The sequence below is a fragment of the Streptomyces scabichelini genome (assembly GCF_011045015.1).
GTDB lineage: Bacteria > Actinomycetota > Actinomycetes > Streptomycetales > Streptomycetaceae > Streptomyces > Streptomyces scabichelini.
This window is the reverse complement of record NZ_JAAKZY010000016.1, coordinates 58241-84475: the sequence shown is the minus strand read 5'-3', so window position 1 is coordinate 84475 and position 26235 is coordinate 58241. Positions and strand designations below refer to the sequence as shown.

Sequence of the window (26235 nt, the reverse complement as noted above, 5' to 3'; positions counted from 1 at the left end):
GGCGTGGGTGAGGCCGATGCCACGTATGTCGTCAGCGCCGAGGGTGAAGGCCACGGGGATGGGCGGCGCTTCGAGCCGAGGTGACGTGGTGAGGTCGTGGTTCGCGTTGTGCAGGGAGGTGAGCATGGTGGCGAGGCCGTGCTCGGCGACGAGGGCCTCGGCGAGTTTTTCTACGGCGTGAAGGGGTGGGGTCTCGTCTTCGCCGTAGCCGAGTGTGAGTGTGATGTCTTCCTCTACGGCGTTCTGTGTGCGGGTGACGCGGAGGGTTGCCATCGTGGGGTGGTCGGGGTGGCCGATCGCGATCAGTTGGGTGGGTTCGGGGGCGCGCTCGCGGGCGAGATCGGTCAATCGGCGGGTTGACCAGGGGAGGTTGACGGGTTCCGCGGTTCCCCATCCGGCGGGGACTGCGCCGGTGAGGACGTGCCAGGCGGTTTCCAGGGCCCGGCCGAGGACGAGGTGTTCGTCGGCCGGGCGGAGGGTGCGGAAGGCGACGATGAGCCGGCGCCCGCCCGGCTTCGGCTCGGAGCGGGTGAAGGCCTTCGCCATGGCGGGTTTCCCGTCCCGTGTGAGGGCGGGGGCGAAGGTGCCGTCCTGCCAGCGCAGTACGGCCCCGGACAGCCCGTCGAAGTAACCGCACTCCGGGTCCTGGACCACCCACCGGTTGGGCACCCTGGTGACGCTGGTGCGGGTGGGCAGGCTCAGCCGTACGTCGGGTGGGGTGACGATCTGCAGTGCGCGGCCCGACTCGGCCGTGGCGCGCAGCACGTCGGACAGCCAGGAGGTCAGGGCGACGACGGGCCGGTCCGTCAGGACGACGGCTGTGCTCTCGGTGAGGACGTCCACGGCGGGTTGCGCGTCGCCCGGCGCCGGGAGTGCGGTGGAGGCGGCCTCGACGACCTCGGTGGTGGCGGCTCCGTGGGGCCAGGTGGTGCCGCCGAGCAGGGTGTTGAGGCGGCCGCAGACGGATCCGGCGAGGCGTTCGGCCTCGGGGGTGGCGGTGGAGGCGCGGGCCTCGGTCCACCAGAACGGCACGTCGGGGACGGGCACGTCGTCGCCGAGGAGGCGAGCGGCTTCGCCGGGGACCTGGACCAGGACCGGAGCCTCGACGGAGACCAGGGGGCGCCCGCCGGGGCCGCACAGCTGGATGACGGCGCCGTCGGCGGTGGCGCTCACCTCCAGGTCGGGGCCGCCCGCGTACAGCCCGGCCAGCATGGCCCAGGTATCGGGCATTTTCGGGGTGAGGGCGATGACGTCCTTGGTCACGGGCGCTTGGCCTCTTCGGTCTCTTCGGATTCGGCCGCGAGGGCGGTCTGGATGAGGTGGTGCCGGCGGCCGCGGCGGACCAGGGTGCCGCGGCCGGGTGGCTGGGCGGAGGCGTACAGGCCGGGGAAGAGCTGGCCCTCGGTACGGTCGCCGGTCATGACCAGGGCCGCGGTTCCTGTCTCCCGAAGCGTCGTCAGGAGGGGTTCGTACAGGGCGCGGGAGGATCCGGCGACGCGGCGGGCGACGATGAAGTGCAGGCCGATGTCCTGGGCGGAGGAGACGTACGGCAGGAAGGGGGCCAGCGGCTGCTGGCCGGCGGTGGTGAGGATGTCGTAGTCGTCGACCAGGATGACGATCCGCGGGCCGGTGAAGGCGGGGTCCGCGCTCAGGGCGTCGGGGTCGGCCGTCTCGGGCAGGCGTTTTTCCAGTTCGGTGGCGATGCCGGTGGCCAGCGCGGCGGAGAGTTTGGCGTTGTGGGCGTAGCCGCCGCGGTAGGGCTCGGGGATGAGGCCGCGCAGGCCGCGGCGTGGGTCGAACACGCCGAAGACCAGTTCCTTGTCCGAGTGGCGCTCGATGAGCTGACCGGCGATGAGCTTGAGCAGGTTGGTCTTGCCGCATTCGTTGTCGCCGAGGATCAGCAGGTGCTGGTCGCTGCCGAACAGGTCCAGCAGGGCGGGAGCGAGCGTGTCCTGGTCCACGCCGATGGGGACCCGGTGGGGCTCGGCGGCCGGTGACGGCAGCTTGGCGGCAGGGAGCCGGGTGGGCAACACGCGTACGGGTGCGGCGAGTTCACCATGCCAGGTGGCGCGGATGGTGCGCGCCGCGTCCTCCAGGGCCGGGCCGAGATCGCCGGTGGACGGTGATGCGTCGATCCGGGGCAGGGCGACCTGCGCGAAGAGTTTGTCGTCGGTCAGGATTCGGCCCGGGGTGTCGGAGGAGAGCGTCTCGGACAGTTTGCGGTCGATGCTGGAGTCGGCCGGGTCGTTGAGGCGCAGTTCGACGCGGGTGCCGAACATGGACTGGGTGGCGATGCGGACGTCGTTCCAGCGGAGCATCCCGGCCACGATGTGGATGCCGTAGCCGCCGCCGCGCTTGAGGAGGTCGGTGACCGCGTCGTCGAGGTCGTCGAACTCGTCGCGCAGCGCGCCGAAGCCGTCGATGAGCAGCACGATGTCGGTGGAGCCGAGCTGCGGCAGTTGGCCCTTGGCGCGCAGGTGGCGTAGTTGGTCGACGGAGTCGATGCCGTGCTCGCGGAAGAGTTCCTCGCGGGCGGTGAGCATGGCGCGGACTTCGGCGACGGTGCGGGCGGCGCGTTCGTGGTCGGCGCGGCCCGCGATGCCGCCTACGTGCGGCAGCCCGGCCAGCGCGGACAGGCCGCCGCCGACCAGGTCCAGGCCGTAGACGGCGACGTCGTACGGGGTATGGGTGGCGGCCAGCGACAGTGCGAGGGTGCGCAGCAGCGTGGTCTTGCCGGACTGCGGGCCGCCGATCACCGCGGCGTGACCGCCGGCGACGGTCAGGTCGAGCATCCACTGGCCCTGCCATTGCCGGCCCGGGTCGTCGAGCACGCCGAGCGGCACCCGCATCGCGCCTGCGCGCCCGGCGAGGTGCAGTCCGTGCTCGGAGACCTGGACCGGTCCGGCGGCCGCATCCAGGGTGACGGCGTCCGGCAGCGGCGGCAGCCAGATGCGGCGGGCCGGGGGCGCGGCGCCGGCCAGCCGGCCGACCATCACCGACATGACAGTCGGGCCGGTCTCCCGCTTGCTGGGCGCGGGCTCCTCCCCACCCTGGTTCTCCCGGCTGTCGAGGGTGTTGTACGTCGGGTAGGGCCAGGCGAGTGGCTCGTCGTCCTGCTCCTTGCGCAGCGCCGGACCCCGGTAGCCGCCGGACACGTAACCCGCCTTGAAGCGTTCGTACGTGGAGGTGTCGACCTTCAGGTAGCCGAAGCCCGGCAGTGGTGGCAGATGGAAGGCGTCGGTGGTGTCCAGCACGGTGCGGGACTCGTCGGCGGAGAAGGTGCGCAGGCCCAGCCGGTAGGAGAGGTAGGTGTCCAGGCCCTTGAGTTTGCCGCCCTCGATGCGCTGGCTGGAGAGCAGCAGGTGGACGCCGATGGAGCGGCCGATGCGGCCGATGGACAGGAACAGGTCGATGAAGTCGGGCTTGGCGGTGATCAGTTCGCCGAACTCGTCGATGACGACGAACAGGTGGGGCAGCGGCTCCAGGTCCGGCTTTTGCGTGCGCAGGGCGGCGTAGTGGCCGATGTCGGCGACGTTCCCGGCGTCCTTGAGGACCTGCTGGCGGCGCTTGACCTCACCGGCCAGGCTGGTGTGGACGCGTTCGACGAGGCTGGCCTGGTTCTCCAGGTTGGTGATCACTCCGGCGACGTGCGGGAGTTCGGTGAAGGGGGCGAAGGTGGCGCCGCCCTTGTAGTCGACCAGGACCAGGGCCAGGTCCTCGGGGGAGTGGGTGGCGGTCAGCGCGAGGACCAGGGTGCGCAGCAGCTCGCTCTTGCCGGAGCCGGTGGCGCCCACGCACAGGCCGTGCGGGCCCATGCCGAGCTCGGAGGACTCCTTGAGGTCCAGCAGCACCGGCTCGTGCCGGTCGGTCAGTCCGATGGGGACGCGCAGGAAGTCACGCTCGCCGCGCGGCGCCCACAGCCGGGCCACATCGAGTGCGGCCGGGTCCTCGATGCCCAGCAGGCCGGGGAAGTCCACAGGTCCGGTCACCGGGGTGCCCTCGGCCGCGGACTCCGCGGACAGCCGCAGCGGTGCCAGCATCCGGGCCAGCCCCTCCGCGCCCGCGATGCTCACTGCGTCCGACGTTCCGTACACGACAGGGCTGTCCGGCGTACGCAGGTCTTCGACCATGATCTGGTCGCCGTCGACGGTGATGCGGACGCTCACCTGGTCCGGCTCGTGCACCTGCTGCTCCAGCAGATGCAGCACGGTGACGCCCATGTCGTGCAGGCCGATGGCCGCATCAGAGCGGGACAGTTCGACGGCGGTCCCGCCGTGCTCGTCGCTGACGACCAGCAGCCGGTCGGTCATGCGCAGGGCGTTCTTGTCGGACAGGCCCCGGCGCACTTCGGCGGCGTAGGAGGCGCGGCGTCGCAGATCGTGTGCGCACAGCCGGGCCAGTTGGGGCAGGCTCGGGGCGATCCGGCGGGCGGCGACCGGCCCGCCCTGCTCCTGGGTGTCGAGGACGTGGGGCAGCCACTTGGCCCACTCCCACTCCGTCAGCCGTTCACCGGGTACGCCGAGCGCGATGGCCACGTCGTCCGGGGCGTGGGTGACCGCGGTCTGGATCACCAGGGCGCGGGCGACGCGCAGGACGCCTTCGCGGTCGCCGACGATGCTGACGTTGCCCGCGCGGTCCAGTGGCACGGTGAGCGGGAAGTCGCTGCTGGTGGCGTAGCGGGCCAGCAGCGCTCTGGCCTCGTTGAGCATGAACGGGTCCGGCGGGGTCAGGACACCACTGCCGGAGTTCTCGCCGAGGGCCAGTTGCTGCACGGGGACGTCGCCCGCGCCCACCCGGACGCGCAGGAAGTCGGCGTCCATGCGGCGCCGCTCCCACAGCCGCGCCGGGTCGCGGACCAGGTCGTACAGCGCCTGCGGCGGCGGATCGACCACCCGCGCCTGCGTGCGGCGTTCCCGCTCGCTCGTGTTGAACTCGTCGCGGAACTCCTCCAGATACTCCAGGTAGCGCTCGCGCTGGGTGCGCCGGGTGCGCTGGGCCTTGCCCCGCTGGGACAGGAACAGGGCCACCGCGCCCAGCAGGGCGAAGACCAGCACGATCGCGCCGAGGGCGGCGAACTGGCTGGAACGGATGACGGTCATCATGATGACCGAACCCATCACGCCGGCCATCGGCAGCAGCGCGGTGGCCGCGTTGCCCATCTTGCCCTCGGGCAGGTTCGGCGGCGGTTCGATCGTGCGCGGTACGCCCGGGGTGAGGGGCCGGGTGCTGCGCGCGGGCCGGTGGATCTGCTGCCGGCTCATCGCACCGTCACCGCCCGCCGCATCGCCTCGGCGGCCAGCCGGATCGTGGCGTCGCGGGTGGCCTGGCCCAGCAGGGCGGTGTGAATGGGACCTCCTGCGGCCAGATGGCGGTCGTAGGGGAGGGGCACGACCGTTACTCCTGTCTCCCGCAGATGCGCGGCAGCGTCTTGGGAATCCAGCGTCATATCAGGGGAGTTGGCGCTCAGGGCGACGATGGTGGTGGCCAGTGCGGAGTGCGGCAGCTGTCCCAGCCAGTCCAGCACGATGCGGGTGCCGTTCACGCCTTCCGCCGTCATCGGCGCGACCACCACCCGGGCGTGCGCGGTGTCCATCGCGGTACGGGCCACCTCGCCCGGCAGGGTCTCGCAGTCCACCACCGTCACCGCGAAGTAGCGGCGCAGCGCGAGGGTGACCGTGCGGTAGGTGCGTACGTCCAGGGGCGCGCCGACGCGTCCCTGGCTCGCGGGGAGCAGCCAGCCGCCGTCGGCCACCGGAACCAGGTAGCCGGTGATGTCGGTCAACTGCATGGCCGGGCTGAGGAGTTGGGCGAGATCCGCGCACGACCAGCGCACCGACTCCGCGCCCATCCGCACCGGCAGCGTGCCCAGCGCGGCATCGGCCTCCAGGGTCAGTACCGGGTCGTGGCGGTAGTGGTTGAACGTCCGGCCCAGCAGCGCGGAGACCGTGGACTTGCCCACGCCGCCTCTGATCGACGTCACCGCGATGACGCGCCCGGTGGTGACCGGCTGCTGCAACTCCCGTGCGATCCAGGTCTCTTCGGCCACGTCCCGGGCGGCGGACGACGTGAGGTTGCGGAGCGTGCGTCCGGTGCGTCGGGCCACCGAGTCCCCGTGCTGAGGGCGGCCCAGGGCGTGCGCGAGGCGCGGGTCGATCGTCGGAACGGACTCCGGGGTGTGCGAGGGAAGGCGGGGGTCACGGGCCGCCCGGACGGCGGGTTGCGACGGTGGTGCCGGTGCCGGTGCCGGGTGCTGCGGCTGCGGTTGCGGGGAGTTCGGGGAGGCTGCGGGAGCCGGCTGAGCGGGCGGCTGGGCCGGCTTGGGCTGCTTGGGCTGCTTGGGAGTGGAGTGTGCCAGGCGGAGCCGCGCGGTGGGCTCCGGGGGTCCGGCGGTGGGTTCCGGTGATCCGGCGGTGGGCCTGGTCGCTTCGTCCGGTGCACCGTGCTGCTGCTGCCCCAACTGCCGCAGCACATCCCGCTGCCAGTTGCCTCCCTGAGTCATGGAGTTCCCCTACGCGAAGGTGTCGAGCAGACGCCCGTACACACCGAACGCCCCGATGACGAGCGGGAACAGGGCGATGACCCCCACCGACTCGAGTACGTCGCCGAAGCGCCGCAGCCGCACCCGCACATGCTCGGCGGGCTGCACGGTCAGCACCACCAGCGGCAGGACGGCCAGCGTGACGAGCACGGCCATCGGCCCCGCAGGCCCGGAGTGCTCCAGCCACACCCACACGAGCCGGACGGCGACCACGGCGCCGGCCCCGAACAGCACCACGACCTCCGCGACCAGCGGGAAGGCCCGCGCCCGCAACACCAGCACCACCGTGACGGCGACCGCGAGCAGCACCGTCCACTTCGACGGCGCGCGCAGCACGAGAAGCCCCGCCGCCATGGCCGACACCGCCAGCGCCACGGTGGCGAGCACCAGGCCACGATGCGTGGCGCTCAGCGCGGCGCTCACCTGGTACCGGCTGACGGACGTGCCGCCGGAGCGCCGGTCGTCCAGGCCGGAGAGCCCGGACGCCATGAGCGCGAGGCGCGGCAGCAGCCCGAGGACGACGACGGAGACGACGGCCAGCAGGGCGCCCACCCGGGCCTGCTCCACCGCCGTACCGGCGCCGGACTGCATCGCCACCGCCGCCTGCCAGCACACCACGCACCCCGCCACCGCGGCGGCACCCAGCAGCCCGCCTCGCCCGAGCGCCGTGAACCAGCCCAGCAGAAGCAGGATCACCACGACGGTGACCGCCGCGCCGGCCAGCCGCAGCGCGCCGGACCAGTCTTGGGCATCGGCCAGGGTCCACGCCCCGAACACCCCGAGTACTCCACCGGCGACGAGCAGAGTGGTGGCCAGTCCGCGTTGCCCGGCCCGCCCGAACAGGGCCCCGGCGAGTGCCGCCACCGCGGCAACGGCCACCAGAGCGCTGCCCACCGTCGACAGCGCGAACTCGCCACGGGCCAGGACCCCCGCAACGACAGCCCAGCCGACCGCCGCGACTCCCGCGACGACGCGCCTGGCCGCCGGGGTCCACCGCCAGCCGCGTACATCCAGATCGTCGGCGACCTCATCGGTGACGTCATGCACCACGGGCGCCGCGGGGGCGTCCTCCGCCCGAACCAACCGCAACACGGCGCCGTCCGGAACCCCGGCCGACTCCAGCGTGCTGTCATGCGCGAGCGCCGAACCGTCCGCGGTCACCAGATGCCGCAACTCGGGCCGAGCCGATACCCGGTCGTCCAGCAGCCGCATCACTTCGGGCAGCAGCAGCCCGACCGGTTCCTGAGAGGGGAGTACGAGATCGACGCGGCGCCGTTCGCCGACCAGAGTGACCCGGCTCAAAGCGATCCGGTTCGACGGCGTCGAACGGCTCAGAGACCCCGCAGATATCACGCGTTCGAACCTATCATCGAGTCATCGGGCGGAAGTTGGGGGAGTCGTCGCGGTGGGAGAGGGCGAGGGAACAGAGCTGCCGTACGGGCTCTTCCCCATCACCCGATGCGAAATGAACGACCACCCCACACACCCGGCACACAACACCGCCGCGACCACAATCCCGGCGAACACCTTCCCCAACCGCTCATCCACCGACCGCCGTTGCCGCTGAGTCCCGAAAAGAACGGCATCCCGCAACCGCCGACGCCGAACCGACACCGACTCCAGCAATTGGCTGTCGTAGTCCTGGGCTGCCACGGCTACCTGCCATCCGCTCTTCGCTTACCGACCGACTTGTGCCTGCCGGGCTGGCTATGTGTTCTCTTCCGTGACCGCTTCAATGAATGCGACCGCTTCCGCTTCACTGATTTCCACGTGGTCGACCTCGTTGTGCCCCAGTTCGTAGAGGCGCAGGTACTCCGTCGGTTCCCAGCGCAGGTTCCTGGTGAACGCCTCGTCATGCGCTACGCCGTTCACCATGCGGCGCCTGACGATGCCCTGAGGATTGCTGCGCGAGTAGCCCTCACTGAACTTGGCGTAGTACGTGATGTCCCCGGAGCGCGGGTCGAGAACGTGTACCTTCGCTCCTCGGCCGTTCAGCCACCGCTCGAGCTCCAGTCCGTTGATCTCGCGCCGCATGCCTGCCTGGTCGATGACCGCAGGCCCGAAGAGCGTGCCGGAGAGACCTTGAACGACCGTGTGCTCGTCGAGCACTGCCTTCAAGGACGTCTCGCGCACTGACGCGTTGGTGAGATCGGCGCCCTCCAGCTGGACATCGATCAAGGAAGCGCCATCGAGCTTCGCTGCCCGGAAACGAGCCGACCGAGCATCGACTGCCCAGAGGTTGGTACTTCCCAGGTCTGCTTCGTCCAAGGTGGCGCCCCGGAGGGAAGCCTCATCGAGTTCGGCCTTGACCAGCGACGCGCTGGAGAGGTCGGCCTTGTCGAGCACGGCCCCCTCCAGATGCGCCCGGTAAAGGTCGGTGCCGACGAGTTTGGCCCCTCGGAGGACGGTCTGAGTCAGGAGCGCCATGGCCAGGTCCGCACCTGACAGGTCGGCCCCGGACAGGTCGAGCGCCGAGACGTCCAGAAGCGAGTCCGCTTGCTCGACCCACTCCCGTAGAGCAGCAGCGGCTTCCGCATCGGGCGGCATCATCCGGACGATGCGGTTCACGTCACGGATACCAGACAACTCGATCACTCCACCCGTGCTGCTCGACGATCGACCTGACGTCGTTGATCGCCGCTTGATTGGCATTGCGCATGTCGAGGATAACTATGCGCCCCTTGGTGACAATCTGATCCTCCAGCTTGCGCACCCACCCCTGGTTGTTCGCCGGGTTATACGCTCCCTTGAACGGCAGTGACTTGTCACGGACGTTATTGAGTGGCGGCCAGTCCGAGTGCACGCCCTTGATGTCGTAGAACTCTCCGGTGCTCGGCGAATAGAGATCCCCCTGGTTGGCACCGGGAGGTCGCTGGATGTCGGTGGGGACTTTCCCGTTTTCGCGCAGATCCAGCGTAACCCGGGCTTCGTCCATTTCCGACGGCTTCACCTTCCCCTTGTGATCAGGGTCCTGCTTCAGCTGGTCGAAGTCGTCGCTGTACTGCCGTGCAAGATCATTCAGGTGCGCATCATGAAATGTGCGCTGCTCTGCGGTGAGTTCCGGCGGCGGCCCATTCCCGTGCACAGACTCGTCACCGTGCCGTCCCAGGGCGACGTCGGGAGCCTCGGGTGCCCTTGCGCCAGGCAGGTTCTCGTCGAGTCGGACCGAGTCAGCTCCACGGGGAACTGGAACCCTGTCGAACAGATCGTTCTGCGCGGCCTGAATGGCAGCGAACTCATCGCTGGAGATGCCCGGAAGGCGCCCCTTCTCGTAGAGGACATGGGTGTCCATCTTGGCGACAAAGCTCTCAGCCGTGTGGAACTGCACCTCGAAGATCTGACCAGTCGAAGGGTCCCGCCACGTGGAATTGATGCCCTTGTATCCCGAGCCCCCCCAGGTGTTCTTGAACGTGACATTCTCAAAGCCTCGGGCACGCAATTCGTTGACTGCTTGCTGCACGCCGTGTGAGTAGTCCCTGGTGGGAATCTCGACCGTGTAGCGAAGGGAATCCCTAGTGTTGGCCAGAGCGCGGTCCGGCGTCAGTCGGGCGTCCTCGAGCAGGGCTGTGGCAACCTTGCGCTTGAGGGAATCCTCCCCCTTCAAGCGGTACTCGAGACCGTTGAGCTTCCCGTGCTCGACACGTCCGGCAGCGGCTTGAATGGCCTCCGTGATGCGCGGCTCGGTCGCCACGGCCCGGTCCATGAACTGGCCGGTGGCAGCATTCTCTTCCGGACTCAGCCTCAGCCCCTGCGGCCCTTCCCAGGAGCCATCGGGGAGGTTGCCCCGAGGCTCCATGGGGCCGTCGGGCAGATGCGAACCTCCGCCGACCGGTGGGCCTCCGGCGTCACCGCCACCACCGCCCGGCGCGGAGGTATGAGAGTGCGCTGCGCCTGCCCCGTCGGGGAGATCGCGGCTGTGTCCCGAGGCGGTCTCACCTCCTGAAGGCTGGTGACTTGACTGTGGCGACGCGTTGTCGCCGACGTGCGCGGTCGCGTTGTCCCCGGCGTGGACCATCACCGGATCGCGGTGCGGAAGGCTCTGCTCCAGCATGGAGCGGTCCGCGGCCGACAGTTCGACGCGGGCCGCGGCTGTGGTGCCGTCCGCCCGGACGACCGAGCCGTCGTCCAGGTTGAGTCGCGCGCCGCCGGGCCATACGACCTGGTTCCCGACTACGACCGGAACGTCGTCGGCCGTACGCAGGACGCTGCCGTCGGGCTGCACTCTGCCCGCGCCGGAGACGGCGTCCGTGTACGCCCCCGTGCGGACCGACTTCAGGCTGTCGAACAGGCCGGCCACCTTGACCGTGCCGAACTTCGCCGCCGCGCCGATGTAGGTGATGGGGTCGACGAGGCGGCCGGCCTTGCCCAGGGCGGCAACCGTCTTGGAGATCGCGCCGCCCTTGGCGGCGGCACCGGCGCCGCCGGTGAAGACGGTGGTCAGGACGTTGAAGGTGACAGCGCCCGAAGCGCGGGCGGGGTTGGTGCCCCACTGGTCGTAGGCGACCAGCGCCTTGCCGGTGTCCTTCAGCGCGGTGCGGGAGTCCCGCAGAAGGGGAGGGAGTTTGTCGTCGGGGAGCATCCAGTAGACGCCCGCTGCCGGGGTGAGCGTGACGGCCAGGCCCACCCCGAGCTTGCCCAGGCCGTCCCAGGCCTTGCCCATCGCGTCCAGGCCGTCGCCGCCGCCCAGCGTCCACAGCCCCTGGGCCATGGTCCACAGACCGTCGACGAAGAAGCCCTCGCCGAAGCTGACGATCTGGTGGCCGAGCCAGTCCAGCCCGTGCCGTTCTTTCTCGACCGTCTGGCCCCAGGGCAGGTCCTGGGACTGGTTCATGAGGTCGGCGGTGAAGCCGTAGATCGAGGTGCCCTTGGGCAGCAGCCGTTTGCTCGCGCCGTTCTCCATGATGAGCCGCGTGCCGCCGACCAGGGCGGTGATCGTGTTGTGGCAGGTGATCTCGGCCTGCCAGAAGGCCTCCACAGTGGCGTTGACGTCATGCACCAGATCGTTGTTGAGCTGGACGTTGTCGTCGTCCTCACGCCAGTCGTCGTCGCCCGCGATGTCCCCGCGGAACGTGGTGGCCCGCGCCTTGAGACTCTTCAGCCTCGCCGCCAGCGGGCGCACCTCGTCCGCGTACGCGGACAGCGCCTTGCCCACCTGCTCCAAGTCGTCCGCGAACGCGTCCGACTTGGCGGCCACGGGCGCGGTGGTGGCGAACAACTGCTCCGCCTCCGGAGCGTCGTAGAACGCCGACAGTCCCTGGAAGGTGGAGTGCACCGCCGCCCCGGACCCACGGAAGACCATCGCCTCCGCGCCGAGCGTCAGCGCGTCCAGGCCCAACTGCTCGAGGTCACCGGTGAATTGGGGAATGCTTTCGGGGCTGATCAGCTCCGCGCTCACTTGGCGCCCTGCCGGCCGCCCGCACCGGGCAGGTCGATCCTGGGTTCCTGGAGTGCCGCGCGCTGTGCCTCCGCGGCCATCTCCAGATCGCCCTGGAGGTAGAAGCCGGTGGCTTCGGCGGCCCCGTTCAAAGAGTTGGCCGTACGGACCGCCACGTACATGAGGTCCTTCTGACAGGCCGCCATGAACTCACCCAGCGCCGCCGCCACCGGCCCCTGCACGCAACTCGGCCCCGACGCACCCTCCGCGATGGTGCCCGCCGACTTCCCGGCGCTCGGCACGGTCTCCTCCAGCGCCTTGCCGGTGTTCGCCAGCCCCTCGGCCGCTGTCGCGGCCTGGCCGAGAACGCCCTGTACACCGGACGGAGAGATGTCCCAACGCGTCACGCAAAAGCCCCCTGGTCCCCGCACAAACCGCTCATCCGCATCCCTGTACGCCGGGCCGCCGCCCACCTGCGGCCCGGCACCTCACGTCCCCGCATTCGGCCGGTCAGCCGATGTTGTCCACCGCGGCCTGTGCCCTGGCCAGCGTCGTCTGCGCGGTCCCGTCGTTCTGCTCCAGCGTGGTGCGCACCAGGCGGATGATGTCGCGGACCTCGTTGGCGGCGGTGTTCCAGCGGGTTTCCTTGCCGTGGTACTCGTCGGAGACGCCGTCGGCCTGGTAGTCGGCCATCGCGGCCTTCACCGCCCGGTCCCGGTCGCCGAGTACCCGTTCCAGGTTCCCGATGACGGTCTGCAGGCTGCCCTGTACGTCGCTGGAGGCGCCGGTGTCGTACGAGCGGCGGTCCTGGTTCTGCCCCATCGCGGAAATGTCCCCCTCGTTCTCGCTCGTTCTGGTCGGGTGTCAGCGGGCGCCGAAGCGGGCGGCGTCGAAGTTGGCCAGGCCCATGTTCTGGTTGGCGTTGTCGCCCTGTTCCAGGTCACCGGTGCCGAAGGCCTCGTCCATGCCGGACTGGCCGCCCAGGATCGCGCTGAGCGAGCCGTTCAGCGCCGCGGTGATCTCGTCCGCGCGTGTCTTGAACGAGTCGAAGGCGACCTTGCCGGAGCCGTTGAACTTGCCCTCCAGCGGCTCCGCCGCCAAGATCAGCCACGTGATCAGCGTGCCCAGGTCATCACTGGAGCCGACCGTGCTCTTCCCCAGGTCGGACAGGGTCGTAGATCCCATGTCGAACTTCATGCACCCACCCCCGTAAGTTCGTGCGTAAGTTCATGTGCGCCGCGGCCCTCGAATCGCCACAGCGGCCTCGTGCGTCACGCAAGTATCACCGTACATCGAACACCCTGTCCCATAACTCGTTGCAGACGCAACGCAGTTGGGGTGAAGTGGCGTGATCTATCCCATGAGTGTCTTGGGTACGGCATGCACCCTCGCTATTGACCTCGTGGGCACCGACCCGCTCAAAGCGCGGCTCTCATAGCTGGGCCATGAGTGGGCAGCAGGATGACGTACGAGTCGAGGCGGTGAGACGCTGCCTGGGCGATCCTTGCGCGTAGCGGTCCGTCTCCACACCTCGGTTCGAGGCCGGCTGACGAGGGCGGTCGCTCATCTGGCGGGATACATCCCAGGCGGTAGCAGCACGATGCATCCGAATTCGGATCCGGATGTGTCGCTCGCTCCACCCGCGTCATCGCACGCCATAAACCTGGCGACGTCGGCGATCATCCCCGGGATACTGGTCGCCCATGGATGAGGTCGAAGTCGTCGTCGCCCATTCTGAGCGCGCGACTCTGCGCGTCGGTGACGTGTTCTTGAAGGTGGACGCCGATCAGGCGCGCATCGACGTCGAGGCCGAGATGATGTCCCTCGCGCCGGTCCCGACCCCGGAGGTCGTGTGGCGCAAGCCGTCCGTGCTCGCGATCGCCGCACTCCCGGGGACGACGCTCGGGCGCCTCGGCGGGCCGTCGACCGGGTCGCCGGCGGCGTGGGCCGCGGCGGGCGCCGCCATCCGGAAGCTGCATGACGCGCCGTTGCCGGCCCGGCCGGGCCGGGCCGGGCGGAGCGTCGTCGCGCTGGTGGCGGAACTCGACGCCGAGTGCGAGTTGCTCGTGACGAACGGTGTCCTGCCCGCCGACCTGGTCACCCGCAACCGCCAGGTCGCCGAGGCCGCGCTCCGGCCGTGGACTGCGGCGTTCACACACGGCGACCTGCAGATCGCGCACGTCTTCGTCGACGGAGACGAGGTCACCGGCATCATCGACTGGTCCGAGGCGGGCCAGGGTGATGCCCTGTACGACCTCGCCACCTTCACGCTCGGACACGAGGAGCACCTCGACGACGTCATCGCCGGCTATGGCACCGACATCGACCTCGACGTGATCCACGCGTGGTGGTCGTTGCGAAGCCTGCTGGCGGTTCGCTGGCTGATCGAGCACGGCTTCGACCCCTTCGCGCCGGGCTGCGAGGTCGACGTGCTGAGAGCCCGGATGCGCCTGGAGACGGAGGAGCGGTTTGCACCGGGCGAATCGCGGAGGACCGAGGGGCACTGACGAGCGCATGACGTACAGCTCCCGGTCCACATCCCTGCGCGTTTCCGGCGTAGACGAGGTAGGCCGGGACTCTTCCATCATGGCTTGATCGGGAAAATGGGGTCATACTCCCCGACAAGTGGTCGATGCCGCTCGCATTCCACCAGGGGATCCAACCATCAAGGGGATCCAACCATCGCGTCGGCCCGGACACGGGGTGTCGCTGTGGCTGCTGCCGAGAACGGGCCGAACGAGGCCGAGCGGAACGGGCGTGATGAGGGGCCATCCCCGTTAGCCGATGCGGCCAGAGCGCTCTTCACCGGGCTGCCCATCACGTTTGAGGGGCAGTTGGATGTGGTCGGACAGCTGCGCGTCGCGGGACCGGTGATCGCGCGCGAACTCGGCTCGCATTCATATCTCACCGGAACCGATACCTCGCGCACCGCTGAGGAGCTGTTCTTCGGTAACGACGGCGCGGAGATGATGCCCGAATGGGAGGTTCTGCGGGCCGACTACGTCGGAAAGGCGATTGCCCTCACGACAGTCATTCTGCTGACCGACCCGCTGCTGGACGGTCATGAGGCCGACCTGGCGCTTCGGGTGGGCTTCGGCCTGGACGTCGAGAACAGACTGCTGCGAGACCGTCTCTTCGGTTCGTTCGGGCGGCACTTCGACCTCGCGCTCCTGGAGGATCGGCTGCCGCATCGCAACATCAGCTTCGAGGAGGTATTTCGCCGGACCTGCCTCGGAGGTGTGCGACACGCGCTGGCAGGCTTCCGCCGTTCGGCCGCCGCCGTTTCCAGGGAGTCGGCGACCGCGGTCATCGACTCGCTCCAGCCGGGGCGCGGCTGCGCCGGCGACTGGATCGACATACGTGGCCGCGGCTTCGGGGACTCCCAGCCGGTCGGGCTCACCATCAACTTCACCGCCTATGCGGGCGGTTGGGCGATCGCTGCGGTCGACCCGGCCGACTGGAGCGACCGCCACATCCGCTTGAAGGCGCCGGTGGGCGTCGGAAACGGGCCGGTCGGATTCCTGCAGAGCGGAGTCGGCGGATCGGGTCAGACCGCTGCCTCCGCCGCCGAGCAGCTCGCCGGCGAGGCACTCGCGTGTCTGGGGATGTCAGCGCACGGGTTCGCCCAGAAGCTGCGCGATCTCGGGCCGCGGCTGGACGCTCCGCACGTCTCTTCGACGGACCGTAATCATTTTGCCGGCGGGCCACCGAAGATCATTGGGTTCCTGGGCAACGGCACGGCCAGGGTCATGCTCCGTCCGCGCGGGCCGCTCACCCTCGGTTGGGTGACCGACAACGCCGACACGGTGGAGATCCTCGCCGTCGGTCCACCCGAGCTGCCCGTTCCGCCGATCGCTCTGCCCACCAACGGAGAGCATGCCTTCCCGCCGGTGAACACCAACCGCAGCTGGACCGGCTCCTACACCCTCAAGGCCACCAATCGGTGTGGTTCGGTGAACAGGACCGTCGACGTGGACATGCGCGAGCGCAAGGCGCTCGTCCTGGCCGGAGGAGGTTCGAAAGGCGCCTTCGAGGTCGGCGCGGCCCGTTGCCTCTACGACGTCTTCGGCTACCGGCCGGACCTGCTGTGCGGCACATCGCTCGGCGCGCTGAACGCGGCCAAGCTGGCCGAGGGGGCCGGGGCCCTGGCGGGGCTGGAGGACATGTGGCGGGCCATGAAGGATTCTGCCGACTTGTACGTCCCCACCCCGCTCGTCTCACGCCTCATGAACAATCTGGCCTCGCTCGGCATCAAGTACGTGGCGGGTATCGATCTTGCCGACCTGCTCGGAGTGCGCCTCGGCCGGGACTCATGGCTGTCACCCGACGCGGAGATCGCCGTAGGTGTGGCGAAGAACGTCCTTGGCAACGTATCCGGGGCCGGCACGCTGTTCACCGTCACCGACATCGTCTTCGCCGCAGCCCGCGCCGGCGTACTCATCGGAAAGGTCATCACGGACCTTCAGAACCTGATCGGCTCACCGTCGATCTTCTTCTTCTACCCGGTCCGGGCAAAGATCGACGCCCAGATCGACCCTGCAAAGATCCTCTCCTCCGGCCTGGAACTCCGTGTGGCGACGGTCAACCTCGACTCCGGGAACACTCGCTACGTGGACCAACGCGGGCGCTTCGTCGACAACAACTTCCCGGTCAACCTCCGGGACGCGCTCCAGGCGTCGGCATCCATCCCCATCGCCTACCCGCCGACGGTGCTGCCCGGCGGCAACTACGTGGACGGCGGCGTCCGTGACAACGCACCCTTGGCAGCCGCGGACCTGGCCGGTGCATCCGACATCATCGCCGTCCTGCCCTCACCCGCGAGCATGGCCGCGCACAACTACACCGGCGCCGCATTCCCCGCAGTCGCCGCGCGCAGTTTCGAGGCCCTGTTCGACGAGACCTGGCAGAACGACCTCGCGCCGTTCCGCGGCTACAACGTGCCCGTTCGCGTCATCGCGCCGCAGATCGAAACCCACAGCATGTTCAAGGTCGACAGCGGACTGATTCAGATCGACATGGATTACGGCTACATGAGGGCCTACGACGAACTGCAGCCCGATGACAGCGTGCGTGAGCAGTTGCGCATGCTGTCACTCCAGATAGCGGTCAAGCGCATAGAGACGTGGGGCCAGTTCGAGCACCGGTCCGAGGGGGTGCTCCAGGACGAGGAGCGAGGCACCCTCGGGTCCGTCGGGCTCACCCACGCACCGTCGGCGGACTCGCTTGCGGATGTGCGGCGGATGAAGCTCGAGGTGCGCGCCCACTGCCAGAAGCGGCAGGAACATACCAAGGACACTCGAGCCAACCCCTCTGGTATCGAAGCGGCCTGGCAGGCATGGGAGAAGCACAAGTGGCTCCCCACCATCAGTACGCCCTGGGAAGCAACCTACGCGCACGCCGGGCCGCCTCTGCCCAAAGTGCCCGTTCCGCCGGTTCTTCCCCCGCCCTGACGCCGGCTCGTACTCGAAATCAGATCCGCCACACCCCGGCGACCGACCTTCGCCGACAGCGGGTCCTGGCCCTGTCGGTGTACGGAAGAGCCGGGAGAAGTGGGTGGCATTGGTGAACCCCCACCGTGCGGCGTCAGCCGTGGTGCCGTCCCGTCAAGGAGGCGAGCCCGTCCTCCAGGCCCTGGCGGAATACGGACCGTCGTTTCTCCGGTATGTCGCGCAGCAACCGGTCCTCCAGCTTCTGGACCGCCGGCGCACACGCCGCCAGCAGTTCCTCCCCCTCCCGCGTCAGCCGGGCTTCCATGATCCGCCGGTTCCCCGGGGCATGGACGCGCTCGATCAGCCCGCGCTCCTCCAGTGCGCGCACGATCTCGTGCATCGTCTGGGGTCGGACGAAGGAGCGGCGGGCCAACTGGGCCGAGGAAAGCCCGCCTCGGTGCTGAAGCACGGTCAGGGCCGTGTACTGGAACGTCGTGAGCCCGTACGGCCGCAGGGCCTCGTCCATGAAGGAGCGGATGGCCAGTTCGAGTTGCTTGACGAGATAGATCGTCAGCGGGCCCTTGGTGCCCTCGGGGTCCGGATCGGGATCCGCACCCGCACCCGGAGCCGGACGCGGAGCCGGGTCCCGGTCGGCTGCCTCCGCCATCGTGCGCACCTCTTGCTCAGTCGTCGGGGTGGTCGGGCGAGGCCGTCATCGAGGTCGGACGACCGGTGTCTTCACCCGATAGCCGACAGGTAGGAGTTCCAGGTCACGTCGGCGAGCCACGGTACCCCACAGCCCATGGGGCATCCACAGCGTCATCCCGATGGCGAGGGCACCGAGTCCGATCAGGTACCAGGTGCCTCCGTTGTCCCCGAACCAGTCCTGCACCAGGAAGAACACGATCGCTCCGATGATCGGTCCCTCGAAGGTGCCGAGGCCGCCGATGACCACCATGAAGATCATGTACGCGGACCAGTGGACCCCGAAGATGGAGTCCGGCTGCACCCGCAGGGTGCTCGCGAGGGTGAGTCCACCGGCCGCGGCACCACCCACCGCCGCCAGGACGAAGACCAGCCGTTTCGCCGAGGTGACCCGTACCCCGACGGACGCCGCGCCCACCGGGTCGTCGCGGATCGCCTCCAGCGAAGCCCCCAGCCTGCCGCGCAGCAGCACGAACACGGCCAGCAGCAGCGCACTCATCAGCGCCAGGGCGAGCCAGTACACCTGGGCCTGCCGCACCGCCGGATCGGTGGCCGACAGATCGGTGAGCGAGCGGCCGGAACCGCCGCCCAGCGAAGGCGTGTTCACCACGACCAGCCGGAAGAACTCCGCGATCGCCCACATGCCGATGGCGAACTGCCCGCCGGTGAGCCGGAACGCGAGCAGCGAGGTGGGTACGGCGACGGCACCCGCGAGCAGGGCCGCCAGGACGACCGCGAGAAAGGGGCTGACGCCTCGGTCGACGAAGAGGAAGACTCCGTACGCGCCGAGGCCGATGAAGCCCTGCTGGCCGACGGAGACCAGACCGGCGTAGCCCGCCAGCGCGTTCCACATGGCCGCGACGATGACGAGGACGAACAGGGTCGTCAGCTTCGCCGTCGCCTCGGGCGTGAAGACGAAGGGCGCGAACGCCAGGGCGAGCAGCAGGGCGGCCAGGGCACCGGACGCCGTACGAGAGACGGAGGTCCACCGGTGGATGGTGGCGGCGGCGGTGGTGGTGGCGGGGGTCACCGGTGATGCGGTGGTCATGTGCGGCTCCTTCTCATGCCGAGCAGTCCCTGCGGGCGGAAGGCCAGGACCGCGAGGAACACCGCGTGTCCGGCGACGATGGAGAAGCGCGGATCCACCTGCGCGCCGACCGTCTGGGCGACGCCGAGGACCATGCCTCCGACGAGCGTCCCCCACAGGGAACCGAGCCCTCCGATCACGACGACCTCGAAGGCGAACAGCAGCTGGGTCGGCCCCATGGACGGGCTGAACGACGACCGCATCGCGAAGAACGCTCCCGCGAGACCGGCGGTGGCAACGGCGATGGCGGCGGCCCAGGCGTACACCCGGCGGCTGTCGACCCCGACCAGCTCGGCGGTGTCCGCGTCGGCGGCGGTGGCGCGGATCGCCCGGCCGATGCCCGTACGGGCCAGCAGCAGTTGCAGCCCGCCGAGCAGCACGACCGCCACCGCCACGGTGAGCAGGCCGAGATACGGGATGCTCACCGACGACCCGAGCTGGAGGCCGGCCGTGGACAGCGAACCGACGTCCAGGGAGCGGGAGTCGGCGCTGAAGATCTCCAGCAGTACGTTCTGCAGCACGATCGCGAGACCGAAGGTGGCCAGCATCGACGACATCTCGCCGGTGCGCAGCGCCTTGCTGAGGATGCCCCGCTGCAACGCCACTCCGACCAGGCCCATCACGGGCAGGACGAGCAGTACCGCGAAGAACGGGCTGATGCCGACGGCGGCGGCCAGCACCGCGACCAGGAACGCGCCGAGGACCGCGAGGTCGCCGTGGCTCAGGTTGACGGTCCGCATGACGCCGAACATCAGGGAAAGGCCACAGGCGAAGAGCGCGTAGACACCGCCGAGCATGACGCCCTGCACGATGGCGTTGATCCAGTTCATGCCGGCTCCTCCTGCACGGTTGCGGCCGTGGCGCCGTCTGGTGCCGCCGCCCGGCTGAGTCCGAAGTACGCCTCGACGACCTGTTCGCGGGTGACGTCGTCTGCGGGTTCGTCCAGGACGACGCGGCCTTCGAGCATGCACAGCACGCGCCGGGCCACCCCCAGGGCGCGGCCGAGGTCCTGCTCCACCAGCAGCACCGTCGTACCGCCGGAGAGGATCGTGCCGAGCGAGTCGTAGAGGCTGTCGATCACGATGGGCGCGAGGCCCAGCGAGACCTCGTCGAGCAGCAGCAGCCGGGGATTGGTCATCAGCGCCCTGCCGATGGCCACGGCCTGCTGCTCGCCGCCCGACAGGTTGCCGGCGCGTCGCTTCAGCAGCCCGTCGAGCAGTGGGAAGGCGGCCACGACGGCTGCCAGGTCCCAGGGTCCGGGACGCCGTACCCGGGACGCGACGAGCAGGTTCTCCTCCACGGTGAGGTCGGCGAAGAGCCGCCTCCCCTCCGGGACCAGCGCGATCCCGGCCGCGACACGGTCGTGGGCCCGCCGGTCCGTCACATCCACACCGTCCAGGCCGATACGGCCCTCGGCCGGCTGGTGTGCTCCGGCGACGGCCCGCATCAGGGTGGACTTTCCGGCACCGTTGGCCCCGACCACCGCCACGACCTCGCCCTCGTCCACGGCGAAGGAGACGTCGCGGACGGCGCGCAGCAGACCGTGCCGTACTTCGAGATTCTCGACCGACAGCAGACTCATGCCGCGCTCCCGAGGTAGGCCTCGACGACCCGGGGATCGGACATGACGGCGTCCGGTTCGCCCTCGGCCAGGACCCGGCCCTGCGCGAGACAGACCAGCCGGTCGATCACCCGCAGAAGCGCGTGGATGACGTGCTCGATCCAGACGATGGCGATGCCGTCGGCGCGCAACTGCTCGATGGTGGCGATCAGTTCGTCCGTCTCGGCGTCGGTGAGACCACCCGCGATCTCGTCAAGGAGCAGCACCTGCGGATCGGTCGCCAGCGCCCGCGCCATCTCAAGCCGCTTGCGCTCCAGCAGGGTGAGCGCGGCCGCGGGCCGGTTGGCCTGGCCGAGCATGCCGCAGCGCTCGAGTACGCCGAGTGCGTGCTGCTGCGCGGCCCGGCGCCGGTGCGAACCGCCCTGCACCGACGCGACCAGTACGTTCTCGTAGGCCGTCATGCCGGTGAAGGGGCGCGGCACCTGATGGGAGCGCCCGATGCCGCTGCGGCAGCGGCGGTCGACCTTCCAGCGGGTCACGTCCTGCCCCTGGAAGGTGACGCTGCCCTCGGAGGGGGCCTGGGCCCCGGAGAGGATGTCGAGCAGGGTCGTCTTTCCGGCGCCGTTCGGGCCGACGATGCCCAGGGCTTCGCCGGGGGCGAGGGTGAGGTCGATGCCTTCGAGGACGACCAGGCTGCCGAAGCGTCGGTGAATGCCGTTCGCCACGAGCACCGGCGGGGCCGGAGCGGCCGCCGCGGCGGCCTCCCCTGTCCCCATGGTGTCGGTCACCGGCTCAGCGGAGGGGCTCAAGTTCGCCTCCGAGCGGGATGTCGCGGAAGGCGCCGTTGTCGACGATGACCGGCTCGACGGCGAACTTGCTGCCGCCCGTGGCCTTGCGCCACTGCCCCATGACCAGCGGCTCCGTGGACACGTTCTTCACCGGCCCGGACGTGAAGTCCAGCGGACCGGCGACGGTGGTCAGCTTGGCCTTGCCGAGGGCGGCCGCGAGCTCCCCCCGGTCCTTGGGGTCGGAGGTCGCCTTCAGTGCGTGGACCGCGACCTCGAAGAGAGCCATGTTCGACCCGATGACCTGGGTCCACTGCTTGCCCGTCGACTTCTCGTAGTCGTCGGCCAGTTGCCGGGCGGTCTGGTCGGTGAGGGTGGAGGTGAACGGGAACTCGGGCGACCACCAGAAGCCGGCGCTGAGTCCGTGTCCGAGCGAGCCGAGCGCCTCGATCTGGGAGGGCAGGAGACCGGTCTTGGCAATGCTCGCGATGCGCGGCCGGTATCCCTGCTGCCTGGCCTGCTTCCAGAAGGTGGCGAAGTCGGGCGGCAGCGGGAAGGTGTTGAAGATCTCCGCGTCCGCCTTCTTGAACGCCGCGATCTGCGCCGAGTAGTCGTTCGTCCCGTCCTCGTACGCCCCCGGGTCGACGATGGTGAACCCGCTCTTCTTGAGCTGCGGCCCGAGCCCCTGCCGGATCGCCTTGCCGTCGGGGTCGTTGGGCCACATGACGCCGACCCGCCGGTTGGTCTCCACCCCGCCCTTCGTCCACAGGGAGGTGTACGCGGCATGGAGTTCCGCGACGCCTATGAAGAAGTGGTACGTGTACGTGAAGGGCTTCTCGGGGGTGGCGCCGCGGCCGAAGTACCACGCCTCCCACGGCACGGCGGTCGACAGACACGGGATCTTGGCCGCCTCGCACGCGTCGGCGACGGGGTTGACCGTCTCCGGCGTGGAGGTGACGAGCATCAGATCGATCTTCTCGCTGTTGATCAGGTCGGCCGCGACCTGCGCGGCGGTCTGCGGATTCGACTGACTGTCGCGGTCGATGATCTTGACGGAGTACTTCTTGCCGCCGATCCGCAGCCCGTCCTTTTCGAAGGTGGTGCGCAGCTTCTTCATCAGGAATGCGTTCGCCTCGCCGAAGCCGGCGGCCGGGCCCGTGCTGGGCGAGACGTAGCCGATTCGAAGCACCGCGTCGGTCTGCGCCGAGGACTCCTTGATGCCGCCGCAGGCGGTCAGCAGACCGCCTGCGGTGAACAGCCCGGCGGCTCCGGCCGTCCCCCGGAGAATGGATCTTCGGGACAAATTGCCGTTCGCGGGTGTGTTCATGGGTGCGCTCATGAATGCCTCCGGGCACGTCGAGGGAGCGGAACGGGGGGTGGTGAAGCTGCTGAGGAAGCTGCTGGGGAAGCGGGAAGGGGCGGCTGAAGCCGCTGGGGTGAGCCAGAGCCGGCAGCGGAAAGCGGTGGCGGGTTCCTTCGCGTCCCGGTAGGGCCGGGCAGCATGCCCGATATCAGGAACCCTGATGATGGCCACGATGATGCACGCGCCGACTCCGGATGACAAGGGTGTTGCCGAGACGTATCGGACGCGCTCTTCGGGTGCCGGCCGCCCGGCGCCTCTGGGGGGCAGAGAAGTTGCCGCGGCGGCCTTGACGAGGTCCGCTCAGCAGGCGTTAATTCTTTCTCAGGATTCCTGACATGTGAGCGGTGCGGACCACGCTCGACGCACGCCTCGGCACCGCGGAGTAAGACCTGTCCGTGGTCAGCAGGCCGACCGCTGGGGCCGGGCGACTCACATCCCGGCGCGGCCGAGACTTTGATCGACCGGACAAGTCCTGGCGAGCGGCCCGCCGTTGGGAGGAAGAGCTCCAAGCGCCGAGGTCGGGGCCGCGTACCGGGCCTTGAGATGTCCGTCGGGCGACGGATCTCTCGGTGTCGAGTTGTATCGCGGGCCGTTTGGCCGCGCGTGGCCACCCCGGCCGGACGTTCCGCTCCCGCTGCTGGATCCCCGCTGGATCGTGGCTCCGCCAGACGAAGGCGATGCGGCAGGTGTCGAACGAGAGCAAGGAGCAGGTGAACGACGCCCCTGCGGTGCACTACCGGGGCACGATCGACCAGGCCACCGCGACGCTCCGCATGACGACACAGACGAACGACGAACAGGGACTGGACGACCTGCGCGAGAAGCTGGGTGACGACATGCCCGTCTACGCGGACGTGTGGGTCGACGGGAAGGGGCGCGCCGTCCAGGCCCGGCTGTCCTGCTTCGGCGGTATGAAGGCCATGGCGACGATGACGCTGTCGGACTTCTGGACGCCGGTGAAGGCCGAGGCGCCGTCGGCCGAGCAGGTCGTCCCCGTGACGGCGGGCCATGGCGTTCTGATCTCGCAACGCTGAATGTCGCTCATTCGCACGGGGCTCTCCGTCTCTCTCCAGGAGAAGCGGGACCGGGCGGCGGGCCAGGTGCACGACGATGGCGAAGACGCCGCCCCCAGCTGTCGCAGGACATGGAGTGAACCTCGTTGCCGGAACTCGCATCGTGCAGGGCAGTGGCACTGCCGGATGACGACGAGGGAGTCATGGGGTGAAGATCGGTACCGAGGCCGGTGCTGACACCGGTCCCGGCGCGGAGGTCGAGGCGGGTCGTAGCGGCGGCCGTCTCTCGCCGCCGTCGGCAGGGCGTCGGGTGCTGCGCTGGTCGCGTCGGCTGGTCGCGGTGCTGGTCAGCATCTGTGCCCTGCTGGGCGCGGTGCGGCTGGTCGTGCCCGCCACCGCGGGCACGGACGGCGAGCCGCCCGGGGTCCGGCAGCAGCTGGCGTTCCTGCGTGAGGCGCTGGACGACGGGGCCGGCGACGAGGCGCAGGGGATGTTTCCCGAGGGCTACTTCTTCCTGCACGCGCTCTACGGTCTGAGCTGGGTCGAGATCGGGATGCGCGAACCGGTCGGCAAGCGCTCGACGGCACTGCGCGAGGCACGGTCGGCGCTGGAGCAGCTGGACTCTCCGTCCGGCCGTGCCCCGTTCAGCCCGAGCCTCAACCCGCCGTACGGCGTTTTCCACCGCGGCTGGAGCAACTGGCTGCGCGGCGGGGTGCTGAGCCTGCAACCGGCCGGGCAGCGCGATCCGGCCGAGGTACGGCGGTTCACCCGTGACTCGGCCGCGCTCGGCGCGGCTTTCGACGCCTCGCGGTCGCCGTATCTGGAGGCGTACCCCGGTCAGGCGTGGCCGGTCGACTCGACCGTGGCGATCGCATCGCTGCGGCTGCACGACACCCTGCTGCCCGACCGGTTCACCGAAACCGTCCAGCGGTGGCTGCGCGAGGTGCGCGAGCGGCTCGACCCGCGCACCGGACTGCTCCCGCACCGGGCCGCCCCGGACACCGGCGACCCGATCGAGGTGGCCAGGGGCACCTCGCAGAGCCTCATCCAGCGCTTCCTGATCGACATCGACCCGGTCTTCGCCCGTCAGCAATACCTGCGCTTCCGCGATCGGTACATCGCCTCGCCTCTCGGCCTCGGGCCGGCCGTGCGGGAGTACCCCGACGGCATGGACGGCCCGGCCGACGTGGACTCCGGCCCGCTCCCGCTCGGCGTGAGCCTGTCGGCGAGCGTGGTCACCATCGGCGCGGCCCAGGTCCACGGCGACGCCCCTCTCGCCGCCGCGCTGGCAGGCGTCAGCGAGCTGGCCGGCCTGCCGGTCCACACCCCTTGGACCAAGCGGTACGCCTTGGGCCTGGTCCCGGTCGGTGACGCGTTCCTGGCATGGTCGAAGACCGCACGGCCCTGGGTGGCCAAGGAGCAACCTCCGCCACCGTCGCAGCTCTCGGCCTGGTGGCGTATCCCGCTGCTGTCGCTCCTGTCCGTGCTCGGTGCCGTGCCGTGGCTGCCCGCACTGGTGCGCCGCCACCGACGCCGCCGCGCCCCCGTCTTCCGCCGGTCGACCGGCGACGGACCGGTATAGGGGCGCCCTTTTTCGATCGGATGTCGGAGCCGTCCACGCACGCCCTCGACCAGTCGAGGCGGCCGGCCGCGTTGAGTTCGGCGAGCAGGATGCGGTGTTGCAGAGGACGTACAGGATGCCCTGGAGACACAGCCGGTCCGCCACCGGCCGTGGCCCCGGCGACTTCTCCGGCCAGGCCGGTGGCAGCGGCTCGATCAGCGCCCACAACTCGTCGTCCACGTTCCATGGCCGAGTACTCACACCTCACGAACGGCTGAATCAGGCCGGCGAGGGTACCGGGCCGGCCTGCCGGCAATGTGGGGGGCCGGCCCGGTAGGTTCGCGCATCTTCGGTCGGCTACGGCTGCCGGAGCCGGGTGATGGACTTGTGCTCGACGTAGCCGGTGAGGCCGACCTTGCCGTATTCGCGGCCGAGGCCGCTGGCCTTGTAGCCGCCGAAGGGGCCGTCGAAGCTGATGGGCGAGCCGTTGACGGTGACGGTTCCGGTGCGCAGCTTGCGGGCGACGGCCAGGGCCCGCTCGGGGTCGGCGATCCAGATTCCGCCTGAGAGCCCGTATTCGGAGTCGTAGGCGATGACAGCAAGGACCGGGCCGAAGATCTCCTCCTGGGCGATGCGCATGGAGTTGTCGACGTCGGCGAAGAGGGTCGGGGTGACGTATCGCCGCATGGTGCAGAAGGACCCCGAGGCCAGCGCTCGCCGTGAGGCGCAGAGCGCAGTGGATGCCCCGCAGGCGGCCGACCTCGCCGCGGACGCCTTCCTGCGCGGCCTCGGCACGGCCTGACCCTGTGTGGTGAGCCG

19 protein-coding genes and 2 pseudogenes are annotated in these 26235 nt (G+C 69.7%); 4 read left to right on the top strand and 17 right to left on the bottom strand.

Annotation, left to right across the window (positions count from 1 at the left end; translation table 11 throughout):
• The 10 genes from G5C60_RS07855 to G5C60_RS07810 all read right to left on the bottom strand — a co-directional run.
• A partial coding sequence (locus G5C60_RS07855; RefSeq protein ID WP_165256105.1) for a DUF6177 family protein occupies positions 1 to 1263 on the bottom strand: 1263 nt, incomplete at its 3' end.
• Positions 1260 to 5261 (bottom strand): type VII secretion protein EccCa, encoded by a 4002-nt coding sequence (eccCa, locus tag G5C60_RS07850; RefSeq protein ID WP_165256103.1) that lies wholly within the window; start codon positions 5259 to 5261, stop codon positions 1260 to 1262. The genes G5C60_RS07855 and eccCa, both read right to left, overlap by 4 nt.
• The gene (locus tag G5C60_RS07845) at positions 5258 to 6499 is read right to left on the bottom strand and encodes a CpaE/TadZ family protein (protein ID WP_165256101.1); all 1242 of its coding nucleotides are present in this window, start codon (positions 6497 to 6499) and stop codon (positions 5258 to 5260) included. Before G5C60_RS07845 ends, eccCa begins: the two co-directional genes overlap by 4 nt.
• Before the next feature lie 9 nt (positions 6500 to 6508).
• Positions 6509 to 7846, bottom strand: a complete 1338-nt coding sequence (gene eccD, locus G5C60_RS07840; protein ID WP_338145731.1) for a type VII secretion integral membrane protein EccD — start codon at positions 7844 to 7846, stop codon at positions 6509 to 6511.
• Between the two features lie 66 nt (positions 7847 to 7912).
• Entirely contained in the window at positions 7913 to 8191 is a 279-nt protein-coding gene (locus G5C60_RS51645) for a hypothetical protein (protein WP_165256099.1), read from the bottom strand.
• A 54-nt stretch (positions 8192 to 8245) separates the two neighbouring features.
• A complete protein-coding gene (locus G5C60_RS07830; RefSeq protein ID WP_338145729.1) occupies positions 8246 to 9106 on the bottom strand; it encodes a pentapeptide repeat-containing protein in 861 nt (286 codons plus the stop codon).
• 1 nt (position 9107) lies between these two features.
• Positions 9108 to 11933, bottom strand: a complete 2826-nt coding sequence (locus G5C60_RS50965; protein WP_206439214.1) for a hypothetical protein — start codon at positions 11931 to 11933, stop codon at positions 9108 to 9110.
• Positions 11930 to 12319 (bottom strand): DUF6507 family protein, encoded by a 390-nt coding sequence (locus G5C60_RS07820; RefSeq protein ID WP_338145728.1) that lies wholly within the window; start codon positions 12317 to 12319, stop codon positions 11930 to 11932. The genes G5C60_RS50965 and G5C60_RS07820 overlap by 4 nt, the downstream gene beginning before the upstream one ends.
• Before the next feature lie 103 nt (positions 12320 to 12422).
• On the bottom strand, positions 12423 to 12734 hold the full coding sequence (locus G5C60_RS07815) for a pore-forming ESAT-6 family protein (protein WP_165256097.1): 312 nt from the start codon (positions 12732 to 12734) through the stop codon (positions 12423 to 12425).
• A 42-nt stretch (positions 12735 to 12776) separates the two neighbouring features.
• Positions 12777 to 13109: a hypothetical protein gene (locus G5C60_RS07810; RefSeq protein ID WP_165256095.1), complete on the bottom strand. Its 333-nt coding sequence runs from the start codon at positions 13107 to 13109 to the stop codon at positions 12777 to 12779.
• Between the two features lie 506 nt (positions 13110 to 13615).
• Here G5C60_RS07810 and G5C60_RS07805 point away from each other — a divergent pair.
• Positions 13616 to 14359, top strand: a pseudogene (locus tag G5C60_RS07805) (phosphotransferase family protein); the annotation flags it as partial.
• Positions 14360 to 14623: 264 nt separating this feature from the next.
• Positions 14624 to 17362: a patatin-like phospholipase family protein gene (locus G5C60_RS53570; protein WP_165256091.1), complete on the top strand. Its 2739-nt coding sequence runs from the start codon at positions 14624 to 14626 to the stop codon at positions 17360 to 17362.
• A 133-nt stretch (positions 17363 to 17495) separates the two neighbouring features.
• Here G5C60_RS53570 and G5C60_RS07795 read toward each other — a convergent pair whose 3' ends face one another.
• From G5C60_RS07795 to G5C60_RS07770, 6 genes are read right to left on the bottom strand one after another with little or no spacing between them, the layout of a single operon-like run.
• On the bottom strand, positions 17496 to 18008 hold the full coding sequence (locus G5C60_RS07795; RefSeq protein ID WP_206439213.1) for a MarR family winged helix-turn-helix transcriptional regulator: 513 nt from the start codon (positions 18006 to 18008) through the stop codon (positions 17496 to 17498).
• 45 nt (positions 18009 to 18053) lie between these two features.
• The gene (locus G5C60_RS07790) at positions 18054 to 19094 is read right to left on the bottom strand and encodes a branched-chain amino acid ABC transporter permease (RefSeq protein ID WP_206439212.1); all 1041 of its coding nucleotides are present in this window, start codon (positions 19092 to 19094) and stop codon (positions 18054 to 18056) included.
• Entirely contained in the window at positions 19091 to 19963 is an 873-nt protein-coding gene (locus G5C60_RS07785; protein WP_165256089.1) for a branched-chain amino acid ABC transporter permease, read from the bottom strand. Before G5C60_RS07785 ends, G5C60_RS07790 begins: the two co-directional genes overlap by 4 nt.
• The gene (locus tag G5C60_RS07780) at positions 19960 to 20715 is read right to left on the bottom strand and encodes an ABC transporter ATP-binding protein (protein WP_165256087.1); all 756 of its coding nucleotides are present in this window, start codon (positions 20713 to 20715) and stop codon (positions 19960 to 19962) included. Before G5C60_RS07780 ends, G5C60_RS07785 begins: the two co-directional genes overlap by 4 nt.
• Positions 20712 to 21482 (bottom strand): ATP-binding cassette domain-containing protein, encoded by a 771-nt coding sequence (locus G5C60_RS07775; protein WP_206439211.1) that lies wholly within the window; start codon positions 21480 to 21482, stop codon positions 20712 to 20714. The genes G5C60_RS07780 and G5C60_RS07775 overlap by 4 nt, the downstream gene beginning before the upstream one ends.
• A gap of 4 nt (positions 21483 to 21486) precedes the next feature.
• On the bottom strand, positions 21487 to 22818 hold the full coding sequence (locus G5C60_RS07770) for an ABC transporter substrate-binding protein (RefSeq protein ID WP_206439210.1): 1332 nt from the start codon (positions 22816 to 22818) through the stop codon (positions 21487 to 21489).
• A 710-nt stretch (positions 22819 to 23528) separates the two neighbouring features.
• Here G5C60_RS07770 and G5C60_RS07765 point away from each other — a divergent pair.
• Both G5C60_RS07765 and G5C60_RS07760 read left to right on the top strand, forming a co-directional pair.
• Positions 23529 to 23876, top strand: a complete 348-nt coding sequence (locus G5C60_RS07765) for a hypothetical protein (RefSeq protein ID WP_241266577.1) — start codon at positions 23529 to 23531, stop codon at positions 23874 to 23876.
• A 187-nt stretch (positions 23877 to 24063) separates the two neighbouring features.
• Entirely contained in the window at positions 24064 to 25437 is a 1374-nt protein-coding gene (locus G5C60_RS07760; protein WP_338145727.1) for a hypothetical protein, read from the top strand.
• A 336-nt stretch (positions 25438 to 25773) separates the two neighbouring features.
• On the opposite strand, the pseudogene G5C60_RS07755 reads toward G5C60_RS07760, so the two are convergent.
• Positions 25774 to 26094, bottom strand: a pseudogene (locus G5C60_RS07755) (aldehyde dehydrogenase family protein); the annotation flags it as partial.
• Between the last annotated feature and the right edge of the window lie 141 nt (positions 26095 to 26235).